The sequence below is a fragment of the Aquimarina macrocephali JAMB N27 genome, from assembly GCF_000520995.1.
In the GTDB taxonomy this organism is placed as follows: domain Bacteria; phylum Bacteroidota; class Bacteroidia; order Flavobacteriales; family Flavobacteriaceae; genus Aquimarina; species Aquimarina macrocephali.
On sequence record NZ_JACA01000001.1, the window covers coordinates 450,482 to 464,439 of the forward strand.

The following is a 13,958-nucleotide window of genomic DNA, read 5'->3' on the forward strand; positions in this document are numbered from 1 at the left end:
CTTTTGTATCAAATAAACCACATAAAAGGGCAAAAAAGTCCTAAGCACCACATCGAACTTTTAAAAGCAGATCAAAGTTCAAGTGCCATAATAGCTTTAAATTTAGGAGGAAGCATACAAGGGTTATCAATTAATGGTAAGCACATAATAGCTGGGCTTGAATTATTAGATTATAATACCACATATGCCTCTGCTGTTTTATTCCCTTTTGCCAATAGAATAAAAAATGGAAAGTATATTTTTAAAGACAAACAATATGTTTTAGACCTTAATGTAAAAAAAGAAAACAATGCTTTACATGGCCTGATATATAATAAGACTTTTACCTATATAAAAGAAGAAGTTAGTCTCAATCATGCTTCTGTAACTATTGGTTATGAAGAAACCAAAAAAGTAAAAGGATTTCCTTTTAAATACGCTATACATTTAACATACACTCTATCTGCCAATACTTTAGAACTCTCTGTAGTTGTAGTCAATAATGACCAAGTTCCTTTTCCTTTCACTATTGGATGGCATCCATATTTTTTAAGTAGTGATTTACATGAGAGTTTTCTTACTGTTGAAAGCAATAAAAAATTAGTATTCGATAAGGATATGATCCCTATGAAGATCAAAGATATTACCATAAAAGAACCTATCCAGATCAAAGACAGGCTTTTTGATGATTGTTATATTCTTAACAATAATTCAGCAAAATTTAATACTCCAGAGTATTGTTTGATTCTTGAGTCTTCTTCAGAAGAAAATTATCTGCAAGTATTTACACCCGAAAAGAGAAATATAATAGCCATCGAACCCAAAACAGGGCCATCTAATAGTTTTAATAACAAACTCGGATTAAGTACTCTGAACCCAAAAGAAACCTACAAGATAAATTGGAAAATTAAACTTCGGAACAATGAATAAGCATGCTCTATTTATAATGATTTCGGTTCTCATATTGTGTTTTGGTTGTAAAAAGCATACAAAGGTAGCAGCACCAAACATTACCAAAAAAGAATACCTCTCTTATAGTAAAAATATTCTCAACTATGGAGTTACTCCAAAAGACTCTATAGATAAATCCGGATTGATGTTTTCAGATCAAGGTGCATGGTTTGCCTATAGTTTTCCTGATTCTATTAGTCCTTCTCCCGGGTTCTCAGGGCCTTTTTTAATGACTCAGCAAAATGGAATCTGGAGTAGTGAGATGCTCATAAAACTAAATATTAGAGACATTTCCTGGAGTGAATATAAAACAACCGCATATAACAGTCATTTAGAACAAACCTTTGCAAACAAAGATGTAGTTCTAAAACAAAAACTGGTATTTGCCTCTGGACATTCTGCATTAATACAATATACGTTTACCAATAAAACGGATAAAGCAATTGAGTTGGAGTATAACTGGAAAAACCAGCCACTTTTAACAGAAACTCTAAGATTAGAATCAGCAGAAAATAAAATTACCATACACTCTTCAAAATCTAATGCCATTGGTCATATTGTATTTCCAAACGAAACAAAAATCACAAGCACCGACAGCTCTTATTCTACTAATAATCAGCAGCTACATTTAAAACCAAAAACGACTAAAGAGATTGTGGTTTCTCAGACTTTTATTTTTCCCGAATATTCCTGGGAAGAGGAACAAAAAACTATCGCTACCATTGATTTTGATACTATCTTAAGTAAACGCAGCGTCGAAAAGGAAACGCAGCTAAAATCTTTAATTAAGGCAAGAAAAGAAAAATTTCAAGATGACAAATATGCTACGGTACTTACCAAAGCTCATCTTACCTTACAAAACAACTGGCGTATTCCTGCTGGAGAAATACAACACGAAGGATTGTTCCCCAGCTATCACTACAAGTGGTTTAATGGGTTTTGGTCATGGGACTCATGGAAACATGCTGTTGGATTATCCTATTACAATACAGAATTAGCTAAAAAACAGATGCGATTGATGTTCGAATTTCAGAACGAAGATGGTTTTGTAGCAGATTGTGTATACAGAGATACAAGCATAGAAGACCATAACTATCGAGATACAAAACCACCATTATCTGCATGGGCAGTAGTTAAAATTTATGAAAAAGATAATGATCTTGATTTTGTAAAAGAATTGTACTCTAAACTTAAAAAATACCATTATTGGTGGTATCAAAAACGAGATCATGATAAAGACGGACTATGTGAGTATGGGTCTACCGATGGAAGTCTTGTTGCTGCCAAATGGGAAAGTGGTATGGATAATGCCATTCGTTTTGACGATTCTAAAATTCTTAAAAATGAAGAAGGAGCCTATTCTTTGGATCAGGAAAGTGTTGATCTTAATGCATACCTCTATGCAGAAAAACTGTATTTAGAAAAACTTGCAGAAGCTATTCAAAAAGATGATGATGCAAAACAATACCAGGCAGAAGCAAAAAAACTGAAAGAAATAATTCAAAAGCAATTCTATGATCCTGTTGATGGTTGGTTTTATGATACTAATCTAAACGGAACAACATTTATAAAAGGAGAAGGCAGTGAGGGTTGGACGTCTCTTTGGGCAAATGTAGCAACCCAAAAACAAGCAGAGGCTGTAAAAAATAAGATGATGAATCCCAATAAATTCTATACCAAAATACCTTTTCAAACCATGTCTGCAGATCATCCAAAATTTGATCCTTTAAAAGGCTATTGGAGAGGCCCTAACTGGTTAGATCAATCGTATTTTGGAGTAAAAGGACTGCGTAATTATGGATTTGATAAAGAAGCAGATCAGGCTACTGTACAAATCATCCAAGGAGCAGAAGGGTTATTAGAGAAAGGAAAAGCAATTCGAGAAAATTATCACCCAATAACAGGCCAGGGCTTACATGCACAAAATTTTAGTTGGAGTGCAGCACACATTATAATGCTATTAATAAAAGAATAGATGATGAAATATTCAACGTTACAGGTAACTATTAATCAGGCAGAACAAATACTGCAGCAATTATTCGGTATTAAAGGAAAAGTATCTCCTCTTCCTGGAGAAATTGATTTTAATTTTAGGATTAAAACCGAACATGGAGATGGATATATTCTTAAAATATCAAGACCTGATGAAAATAGTAATTATCTGGATTATCAACAGCAGCTACTAGAATATGTAGAGAAAAATGGAAAGGACCTTATAGCACCCAGAGTGATACGAGATAAAGAAGGGAATGATATATCAGAGATTATAGATGAAAATAATACGCTTAGAAAAGTACGTCTATTATCTTGGATAAGTGGTAGAGTTTGGAGCAGTGTTAATCCTCAATTAGACACATTACGATATAGTTTAGGAGAACAATGCGGATTACTAACAGGCGCCTTACAAGGGTTTGACCATCCTGAAGCACATCGAGAATTTGTTTGGGACATCGCACAATCATTATGGACCAAAGAATATCTACACTTGTTTGAAGGTGAAGAAAAAGATATCATTTCTTTTTTTCAAAATAGATTTGAAACCATCCAGGATTCATATGCTATACTTAGAAAATCGGTAGTTCACAATGATGCTAACGATAACAATGTTATTGTTTCAGAAGACTTGATTCACCCTAAGGTTAAAGCTGCAATAGATTATGGAGATGCGATACACACTCAGGTTATTAATGATGTAGCTATCGCATGTGCGTATGCTATAATGAATCATAATGATCCACTAGAAGCAACTTTACCAATATTGCAAGGATATCATGCTACTTTTCTGCTAAAAGAAGAAGAACTAAAATATCTGTATGTAGCAATAGCTATGCGCCTGGTAATTTCTGTTACAAAATCTGCTATTAATAAAATCAAGGAACCAGATAATCAATACTTACTAATAAGTGAAAAACCAGCTTGGGAAGTGCTCAAGAAATGGAGACAAATTAGCGAAGAGTATGCTCATTATAGTTTTAGACATACTTGCGAGTACTCTGCACATCCTAATGAAAAAGCATTTAGAGTTTGGGTAGAAAATAATAATTATTCTTTATCAGAACTATTTCCTTCAATTCAAAAAAACGAGGTGTGCTCTTTAGATTTGAGCGTATCCAGTAAATGGGTTGGACATCAACAAGAATTTAATGATTTAGAAGTATTTCAGTTTAAAGTAGATCGTCTTCAAAAGGAAAATATCAACAAGATTATCGCAGGCGGATATTTAGAACCAAGAGCACTATATACGTCAACTACATATGATAAAACAGGAAATAGCGGACGAGAAAGTAGAACGGTTCATCTTGGGGTAGATTTTTGGCTCCCAGCAAATACTCCGGTTCATGCTGTATTAGATGGAGAAGTTATAACGGCATTTAATCATACCGGAGATAAAAACTACGGAGGGTTAATTATACTTAAGCATCAAAATGATTCATTAGAATTCTATACCCTATACGGGCATTTAACGGTTGATAGTGTATTACAAAAACAACCTGGAGATAGTATAAAAAAAGGGGAATGTATCGGATATCTTGGTGATCCGGCTCAAAATGGAAATTGGGCTCCGCATTTACATTTCCAGATTATGCTTTCTATGCTAAACTATACAGTAGATTTTCCTGGAGTAGCATATTACAATCAAATAGAAGTGTGGAAAGGGCTTTGCCCGGATCCAAACTTCTTATTCAAATTAGAAAGTCTAAATGCTCAAAGTGATGCAACTAATAAAGAATTAATCACTTATCGAAAAAAACATTTGGGCAAGAGCTTGAGTTTGCAATATAAAGTGCCTATTAAAATGGTACGTGGAGCTGGGCAATACTTAATAGATCAATATGGCAAAAAGTATTTAGACACGGTAAATAATGTAGCTCATGTAGGGCATGAAAATTATGCAGTAGTCAAAGCAGGGCAAGAACAAATGGCCTTGATTAATACTAATTCTCGATATCTACACGATACTATTAATCAATTAGCAAAGGAGTTGATAGAAACCTTGCCTCCAGAATTGAATGTATTGCATTTTGTTAATTCTGGAAGTGAAGCCAATGAACTCGCTATTAGAATGGTTAAAGCTGTAACAGGAGAGCGTGATATCATAGCTTCAGAAGTAGGTTATCATGGAAATGCTAACATGTGTATTGATATTAGTTCCTATAAATTTGATGGTAATGGAGGCCATGGAGCTCCAGAGCATACTCATATATTTCCCTTACCTGATGCTTATAGAGGAAAATACAGAGGAGAAAACACGGGAGAACACTATGCTTTAGAGGTTAAGAATTGTATTAATGATGTACATGAAAAAGGAAGAGGAATTGGGGCTTTTATCATAGAACCTATTATAAGTTGTGGTGGTCAGATTGAATTGCCAGACGGTTTTTTACCTAAAGCCTATGAATATACTCGTGCCGCAGGAGGATTATGTATATCTGATGAAGTACAGGTGGGGTGCGGAAGACTGGGAAAAACGTTTTGGGGATTTCAATTGTATGATGTAATCCCTGATATTATAACCATAGGAAAACCTTTAGGTAATGGACATCCACTGGCGGCAGTTGTGTGTACACAAGAGGTAGCAAACAAATTTGCTAATGGAATGGAATACTTTAACACCTTTGGAGGAAACCCTGTTTCTTCGGCTATTGGAACTGCAGTTCTTAAAACAGTAAAACGCGAAAATCTACAATCCCACGCTTTACAAATTGGAGAATTTTTAAAAGAAGAATTACAAAAACTAGCTATAAAATATCCAATCATAGGAGATGTTCGAGGACAAGGATTATTTCTTGGTTTTGAGCTTGTAGATGGTAACATGAACCCTTTGGCAAATCATGCTGATTATTTGGCCAACAGGATAAAAGATCATGGCGTCTTAATGAGTACAGATGGACCGGATCATAATGTATTAAAAATTAAGCCTCCTATCATTTTTACTAAAGAAAATGCAGAAGAATTAATTTTTTACCTCGATAAGGTATTTGCAGAAGACTACATGCAGAGTATTAAAGAAATATAACACAATGATGAAATTAAAATATATAATCATATTATTAGGGGCAATAGGGATGTACAGCTGTAATAAAGAGCCATTACAACCTGTTTCAGAACAAACGAATCATTTTAATCATCAGATATTCGAAGAAAATAAACTACCTCCCAGAGCTACTTTCTTTGGCTTCGAATCTAAGTTAGTAAAGCAAAAAGAAAAATCGAAGCGATTTTTAAGTTTAAATGGAGACTGGAAATTTAATTGGGTAAAAGACCCCAAGCAACGTCCGACAACTTTTCAACATACTGAATATACTGACCATGATTGGGATACAATTCCTGTACCCGCAAATTGGGAAGTACAAGGGTATGGAAAACCAATCTATCTGGATGAGAGGTATCCTTTTACAACAAAATGGCCTAATGTTCCCAAAGATTATAATCCTGTAGGAACCTATAGAAAATTTATTCATTTAGATGAGAATTTCCTGTCAGAAGACGTTATTCTCCATTTTGCAGGAGCTAAATCTGCTATGTATGTATATGTAAATGGGCAGTATGCAGGATATTCTCAAGGAAGTAAAACCCCTGCCGAATTTAATATAACCCAATACCTTACCAAGGGAGAAAATCTTATAGCACTACAACTCTTCCGATGGAGTGATGCTAGCTATGTAGAGAGCCAGGACATGCTTAGAATGAGTGGTATAGAAAGAGATGTCTATTTATATACACAACCCACAGTATTTGTTTCTGATTATTATACCTATACCAACTTAGATGAATCCTACACTAAAGGGGTTTTTAAAGGAACTATATCTGTAACCAATAGTCTTGAAGAGGCTGTGACCAGAATGGTATCTGTTACGGTATTAGATGGAAAAAATATTATTTATACTACTTCAGAAGAGATAAAAATACCTGCGCAATCAAAAATTGATGTTACTGCAGAGAAAATAATAGAGAACGTTAAGAAGTGGTCTGCCGAAATTCCGAATCTATATAATTTGGGGATCACTTTAGAAAACCCGGATCAGGGCAACAGTAATCAATATATTAATCGACATATTGGTTTTAAACGTGTAGAAATTAAAAACAGCCAGGTTTTAATTAATGGCAAAGCCATATATATACGTGGTGTAGATCGACATGAGACCGACCCGTTTGCAGGACATGTAGTCTCCAGAGCTTCTATGGAACAAGACATCCGGTCGATGAAACAACATAATATCAATGCAGTACGAAGTGCACATTACCCTAATGATCCTTATTGGTTAGATCTATGTGATCAATATGGATTGTATGTTATTGATGAAGCTAATATAGAAAGTCACCCATTGGCTATAGACGAAAAAACCCAAATCGGTAACGAGATGAGTTGGTTGCCAGCGCATATGGCACGAACACAAAGAATGTTCTATAGAGATAGAAATCATCCATCTATCTATTCCTGGTCTTTAGGAAATGAAGCAGGAGAAGGAGAGATTTTTAGAACTACCTATGCATGGTTAAAAGAACACGATGATAATCGTATTGTACAATATGAACCTGCAGGCAAAGAAGAGTATACCGATGTGTATTGCCCGATGTATCCAAAGCCAGAATATCTGATTCATCATGGCCAATCTGATTCTGATAAACCTTCTATCATGATCGAATATGCTCATGCAATGGGTAATTCTGTTGGTAACCTACAGGACTATTGGAATATTATTGAAAAATATCCTAATCTTCAGGGAGGGTACATTTGGGATTGGGTAGATCAAAGTTTAGAATATAAAGACGAAAACGGCAAGCCATACTTAGCATACGGACATGATTATCATCCAGATTTACCAACAGATGGCAACTTTTTAAATAATGGATTAGTAGATCCATATCGAAATCCACACCCACATTTATCCGAAGTAAAGAAAGTGTATGAACCTGCACAATTTTATACTAGCGGAAAAGGAAGTATAGAAATAGAAAATAAAAACTTCTTTGAGGATTTTACAGATAAAAGTATTTCCTGGAAAGTATTAGAAGATGGTGCTAAAATAGCAGAAGGTAATGGGATTTCGGCACTTGTATTACCCGGAGAGAAAAAAGCAGTAACACTAGAAAAATTCCCTAAGGTTTTAGACAAAAACAAAGAATACATTCTAGAAGTAAGCTTACTTCAAAAAGATGCAAACTTATTACTTCCTATAGGGCATGAAATTGCATGGGATCAGTTTGTTATTCAAAAAGGAACTGGATTTATGAATACACCTTCAGTTTCTAATGATTTAAAAATCACATCTAAAGATCAATCTATTGACATCCAAAACAAAATAGTAGATCTGAAACTTGATAAAAAAACCGGTGAAATTATTTCCTGGAAACATCATGAAATTGTGATCACTAATCATCCTATCAGGCCTAATTTTTGGCGCCCTCCTACAGATAATGATCTAGGTAATGGTATGGATAAATGGGCCAAAACATGGCAATATGCTTCTTATAATTATAAAGCAAAACTTGTCGAAAATCCTGTAATAAAGAATTCTGGTGTTTCTTATAAAGTAGCCTACACACTTCCTGCAAACGAAGCAAGTGTAGCCATAACGTATCATATTAGTGCCAATGGAGAAATGAAAGTAGATTTTAGCTTTACTCCAAACCAGAGTGATTTACCTAACATCCCAAGATTAGGAATGTACCTTACATTACCTAACACATTCCAGAAGGTATCCTGGTATGGTAATGGTCCAGAAGAAAGTTATTGGGATCGCAAAACAGGGGTTAAAACAGGAGTATATACAGGTACGGTCGATACACAATTTCATACCTATTCCAGACCACAAGAAACCGGGAATAAAACAGATGTGAGATGGATAAAAATTGCTTCGAATGCAATATCTGTTAAGGCCAACAGTTCGTCATCATTACTCAATAGTAGTGTTTGGCCTTTTGCTATGATCGAATTGGATTTTAATAGCGAAAAAGATGGAGCCGCTTCAGCTTCGGGATTAGTCCCGGTTACTAAGAAACACGGAGCAGATATTAAAAAAGGAAAAACTATTCAATGGAATATCGACTATCAACAAATGGGAGTAGGTGGAGATACTTCATGGGGACGTTTGGTACATGATGAATACACCATAAAACCAACAAAACATAACTATTCATTTACAATACAACCAATTAAATAAGAAACTATGCAGTTCATTACATTTATAGGGTTTACATTATTAGTGGCAATAATAGCTTATGTAAAAAGCAGAAAAACAGATGAATCTTCTTCTGATGGATATTTTCTGGGAGGAAGAAGTTTAACAGGGGTCGTTATTGCAGGTTCGTTATTACTAACCAATTTATCAACCGAACAAATCGTGGGGTTAAACGGGGCCGCCTTTAAAGAAGGGATCCTGGTTATGGCATGGGAAACGCTGGCGGCAATTGCCATGGTGGTTACAGCCGTATTTTTATTACCCCGATATCTAAAAGGAGGAATAACCACCGTTCCACAATTTTTGCAAAGACGATACGATAAAACCACCAAAACAATCACCTCTGCATTATTTCTAAGTGGATACGTGGTGGTGTTATTACCTATCGTTTTATATTCTGGAGCATTGGCAATTAATACAATGTTTGATCTACCTGGTATATTAAATGTTAACGAAACCACTGCTTTATGGATAACCGTTTTTGGAATCGGTATCATAGGATCTATTTATGCCATTTTTGGAGGTTTAAAAGCGGTAGCCGTATCAGATACCATTAATGCTATAGGGTTACTGATCGGTGGGTTGTTAATACCAATATTCGGATTAATGGCCATAGGTGATGGTAGTATTTTTGAAGGAATCGCTACACTAACGCAATCTCACCCCGAAAAACTCAAAGCATTAGGAGGGCCAGAATCTTCAATTCCGATAGGAACTATATTCACTGGTATGATGCTCGTTCAATTATTTTATTGGGGAACCAATCAAGCAATTATCCAAAGAGCTTTAGGAGCCAAAAACTTAAAAGAAGGACAAAAAGGATTGTTATTAGCTTCTTTTATAAAAATACTGGGACCACTAATTGTTGTATTACCGGGGTTAATTGCTTTTCACATGTTCGGGAACACATTGGATAACCCAGATGAAGCATATCCAATGTTAGTGACCAAGGTGCTACCCGCAGCTTGGGTAGGATTTTTTGCAGCAGTATTGTTTGGTGCTATTTTAAGTTCATTTAATAGTGCTTTAAACAGTTCGGTCACTTTATTCGGAATTGACATATACCAATCACATTTTAAACCTGATGCTACAGAACGGCAAACGGTAAAAGCAGGAAAAAGTTTTGGCATCATATTAGCAATTTTAGCCATGTGTATTGCTCCATTAATCGCATACGCTCCTGATGGGCTATTTGGGTATTTACAAAAAGTAAACGGATGTTATAGTATTCCTATCTTAACCATTATTGTAGTGGGATACCTAACAAAATATGTTCCTGCAATTGCAGCAAAAATTGCTATCATTTCTGGTGTGGTTTTATATGTTGCTTATATTTTATTAGATGAATTTGTTTTTGTTGAGCAATTCCCTCACTTCTTACATGTTATGGCAATATTATTCGTGCTCAATGTACTTATCATGTTACTTATTGGCAAATTCAGACCAAGAACAGAAGCTTATGAGCAACACTATACAGAGCAGGTTGATATCACTCCCTGGAAACACCTTAACGTTGTAGGGATCACTATTTGTTTGATTGTTTTAGGAATCTATATATACTTTGCATAAATGACAAATGAATCATTACTAGAAAAGGTGAAATCTACTTTTCTGAAACGATTTAGCACCAAACCTGTATTATCCTTTTCTCCAGGAAGGATCAATCTAATCGGAGAACATACCGATTATAATGGTGGGTTTGTCTTTCCTGCAGCAATCAATAAAGGGATAGTTTCAGGAATCCAGAAAAACAACAATATGTATTGTTCGGTCTATGCCATAGATACCGATGAGGTTTTAGAATTTTCGCTACAAAATATTCAACCTGCCAAAAATGGAGGATGGAAAAATTATGTATTGGGAGTAGTTGCCGAAATTATTAAAAGAGATATCACAATCTGTAGTTTTGATTTGGTCTTTGCTGGTAATATCCCTCTTGGAGCCGGATTATCATCCTCTGCTGCCCTGGAAAACAGTATCGTTTTTGGATTAAATGAATTGTTCGAACTTGGACTAACCAAAGAAGAAATGATTTATATCTCTCAAAAAGCAGAGCACAATTATGTAGGAGTACAGTGTGGTATTATGGATCAATATGCGAGTATGTTTGGAAAAGAAGGCAAGGCTTTATTATTAGATTGCAGAAATCTTAAAGCGACCTACTTTTCTATTGATTTTAAAGAATATGATATTATTTTAATCAATACTAATGTAAAGCACAGTCTTACAGAAAGTGCCTATAATGAAAGGCGCTCGGTATGTGAAGCGGTAGCTGCGCGCTTAGAAGTATCTGCTCTAAGAGATGCCACATATGAAGCCTTATTTACTATTAAAAAAGAAATTACTGAAGACCACTACCAAAAAGCTTTATTTATCTTACAAGAAAATGAAAGAGTTTTAAAAGCTGCTATTGCCTTAGATAAAAAGGATTACATAACTTTTGGTAAACTACTTTTTGAGTCGCATAACGGGCTGCAAAACCAGTATAAAGTAAGCTGTACTGAATTGGATTTTTTGATAGATCATGCCAAACAGAATCCAGATGTATTAGGTGCACGAATGATGGGAGGTGGCTTTGGCGGTTGTACCATCAATATCATTAAAAAAGGAGCTACAGATACATTTATTAATACGGTTGCACCGTTATATCATAAACAATTCAATAAAACCTTAAGTCGATATGATGTACAAATTGCAGAAGGAACATATAAAATCAAATAATATGATAATGAGATATCTATATATATTGGGAATACTAATGGGATTGGCCAGCTGTCATCAAGAAATAAAAGTAGATGAGAAAGCCGATAAACAGCAAATCATTGAAGTACTGAAAGCACAAGAACAAGCCTGGTCAAATCATGACCTGGAAGAGTATATGCAAGGGTATTGGAAGTCGGATTCTTTAAAGTTTTATGGTAGCAGAGGATTAACGTATGGTTGGGATAAAACATTATCTAATTATAAAAAAGGATATCCCTCTAGAGCACATACCGGCACATTAAATTTTGTCATCAATGACATTTCACGAATTGATTATGAATCCTATTTTGTGATGGGAGAATATCATTTAATACGTAGCGTAGGTAATGCTGACGGTACTTTTATGATCATTTTCAAAAAGATAAATGGTCATTGGAAAATTGTAGCAGATTCCTCATGTTAAATACAGATTTACAAGAGTATTCCCACAGGCGTTATAATCCACTTACAGGAGAATGGGTATTGGTATCCCCGCACAGAGCAAAAAGACCTTGGCAAGGCCAGGAAGAAGAAATCAATACACAATCATTACCATCTTATGATAAAGATTGTTATTTATGCTCGGGAAATAGTAGAGCAGGAGGAAAGAAAAATCCAGACTATCAGGATGTTTTTGTTTTTGAAAACGACTTTGCCGCATTACAAAACGAATCTCCTTCTTTTGCTATAGAAGAAGAATTGTTTAAAGTGAAAAGTGAAACTGGGATCTGCAAGGTAATATGTTTTAACCCAGATCATTCTAAAAGCTTAGCCAATATGTCTGTAGAGGCCATTGAAAAAGTAATTAAAGTATGGCAAGAAGAATATCAAAAATTAGGTGCACTACCAGAGATTAATTACGTGCAGATCTTTGAAAACAAAGGTGCTGTTATGGGGTGTAGCAATCCTCATCCTCACGGACAGATCTGGAGTCAGTTTCATCTACCCAATGAGATCTTAAAAAAAGACAACAATCAACGACACTATTTTTCTAAACATAGTACATCATTATTAGAAGATTATGTGATTCTGGAATTAGAAAAGAAAGAACGCATTATATTTCAAAATGAACACTTCGTTGTATTAGTTCCTTTTTGGGCTATTTGGCCATTTGAAACGATGATTATTCCAAAAAAGAGACAGTCATCGATTATAGAAATGAATCCAAATGAGCGAATTGCTTATTCAGAATGTATTTCTGTATTAACTCGAGCATATGATCAATTATTTAATTGTTCTTTTCCCTATTCTAGTGGGATTCATCAAGCGCCAACTCATAATCTTGATCATACCCATTGGCATTGGCATATGAGTTTTTACCCTCCATTATTACGAAGTGCTACTGTTAAAAAATTTATGGTTGGTTATGAAATGTTCGGGATGCCACAACGAGATGTTACAGCAGAAACCGCTGCAAAAATGCTTTATGACTTAATCCAATAATAATAATAGGGTTAAGTATAAATATGTAAACTTTTTTTAGGACAAGACAGGATAAGCCATCCCAGTTTCGTTTTTCTGGGCTGAGAAAAAAAATGAAAGTTTTTTTGAAAAGAGATAAAGAGGTTTTGGGTTTCAGGTCACCGGTTACTAGGTTTTGGGCTAACCGTTCTTTTAGCTACCCTATAAAAGGAGTAATGATATTCTTTTTTTGACCTTTTTTATAGAACCCAAAAGTAAATCCTACCGGTTCGGAGTACACAAAACTCTGTGTGAGCGTGTCGAATTCTACAGGTGCATTCAATTCTTTCATAACACAAAGCGTACGATATAATTTGGTTTTGGAGATGCCTAACTTTTCCGCCAGTTCTATGGGAGATCCTGTAGCTTGCAAACGAATAAGTTGATCAATTCGCTCTATCAATTGTATTTGCTTTAACATGATATTCATAACTATGGATTAAAAACGCATACTGCACTGCGAAAAATGATAATTGCTGTTTTTTGATTATGTTCTTTACGGCTATTGGTATAGTAACAAAAAGCGAAATTATGGTTTTTCCGTATTTAATGTGTAAGGAAAACCGTAAACTAAATTTTTAATTCATGGTGTTATAGTTTTCAGGTTTACATTTGATATCAAAGTGTATTTTAACGAGTAAT

General features: G+C 34.9%; 9 protein-coding genes. 8 read left to right on the forward strand and 1 reads right to left on the reverse strand.

All coding sequences use genetic code 11. The features are described 5' to 3' along the window. The first annotated feature begins 3 nt into the window (after positions 1-3). The 8 genes from Z054_RS0102180 to Z054_RS0102215 are packed head-to-tail and all read left to right on the forward strand — an operon-like array spanning position 4 to position 13,298. On the forward strand, positions 4-909 hold the full coding sequence (locus Z054_RS0102180) for an aldose 1-epimerase (protein ID WP_024768461.1): 906 nt from the start codon (positions 4-6) through the stop codon (positions 907-909). Next, positions 902-2,905 (forward strand): MGH1-like glycoside hydrolase domain-containing protein, encoded by a 2,004-nt coding sequence (locus tag Z054_RS0102185; protein WP_024768462.1) that lies wholly within the window; start codon positions 902-904, stop codon positions 2,903-2,905. Before Z054_RS0102180 ends, Z054_RS0102185 begins: the two co-directional genes overlap by 8 nt. Next, positions 2,906-5,947, forward strand: a complete 3,042-nt coding sequence (locus Z054_RS0102190; RefSeq protein WP_316929913.1) for an aminotransferase class III-fold pyridoxal phosphate-dependent enzyme — start codon at positions 2,906-2,908, stop codon at positions 5,945-5,947. A gap of 4 nt (positions 5,948-5,951) precedes the next feature. Further along, on the forward strand, positions 5,952-9,095 hold the full coding sequence (locus Z054_RS27740) for a glycoside hydrolase family 2 TIM barrel-domain containing protein (protein WP_035090149.1): 3,144 nt from the start codon (positions 5,952-5,954) through the stop codon (positions 9,093-9,095). Positions 9,096-9,101: 6 nt separating this feature from the next. Next, entirely contained in the window at positions 9,102-10,682 is a 1,581-nt protein-coding gene (locus tag Z054_RS0102200; RefSeq protein WP_024768464.1) for a solute:sodium symporter family transporter, read from the forward strand. Next, positions 10,683-11,834 (forward strand): galactokinase, encoded by a 1,152-nt coding sequence (gene galK, locus Z054_RS0102205; protein WP_024768465.1) that lies wholly within the window; start codon positions 10,683-10,685, stop codon positions 11,832-11,834. 7 nt (positions 11,835-11,841) lie between these two features. Beyond that, positions 11,842-12,279, forward strand: a complete 438-nt coding sequence (locus tag Z054_RS0102210; protein ID WP_024768466.1) for a YybH family protein — start codon at positions 11,842-11,844, stop codon at positions 12,277-12,279. After that, on the forward strand, positions 12,273-13,298 hold the full coding sequence (locus Z054_RS0102215; RefSeq protein WP_024768467.1) for a UDP-glucose--hexose-1-phosphate uridylyltransferase: 1,026 nt from the start codon (positions 12,273-12,275) through the stop codon (positions 13,296-13,298). The genes Z054_RS0102210 and Z054_RS0102215 overlap by 7 nt, the downstream gene beginning before the upstream one ends. 175 nt (positions 13,299-13,473) lie before the next feature. Here the strand turns inward: Z054_RS0102215 and Z054_RS27745 are convergent, their stop codons facing one another. Next, positions 13,474-13,746, reverse strand: coding sequence for a hypothetical protein (locus Z054_RS27745; RefSeq protein WP_024768468.1), 273 nt, complete (start codon positions 13,744-13,746; stop codon positions 13,474-13,476). Between the last annotated feature and the right edge of the window lie 212 nt (positions 13,747-13,958).

Coding starts and splice junctions, on each gene's coding strand:
- Z054_RS0102185 (WP_024768462.1), top strand. CDS start 902: ATGAATAAGCATGCTCTATTTATAATGATTTCGGTTCTCATATTGTGT.
- Z054_RS0102190 (WP_316929913.1), top strand. CDS start 2,906: ATGATGAAATATTCAACGTTACAGGTAACTATTAATCAGGCAGAACAA.
- Z054_RS27740 (WP_035090149.1), top strand. CDS start 5,952: ATGATGAAATTAAAATATATAATCATATTATTAGGGGCAATAGGGATG.
- Z054_RS0102200 (WP_024768464.1), top strand. CDS start 9,102: ATGCAGTTCATTACATTTATAGGGTTTACATTATTAGTGGCAATAATA.
- galK (WP_024768465.1), top strand. CDS start 10,683: ATGACAAATGAATCATTACTAGAAAAGGTGAAATCTACTTTTCTGAAA.
- Z054_RS0102210 (WP_024768466.1), top strand. CDS start 11,842: ATGAGATATCTATATATATTGGGAATACTAATGGGATTGGCCAGCTGT.
- Z054_RS0102215 (WP_024768467.1), top strand. CDS start 12,273: ATGTTAAATACAGATTTACAAGAGTATTCCCACAGGCGTTATAATCCA.
- Z054_RS27745 (WP_024768468.1), bottom strand. CDS start 13,746: ATGAATATCATGTTAAAGCAAATACAATTGATAGAGCGAATTGATCAA.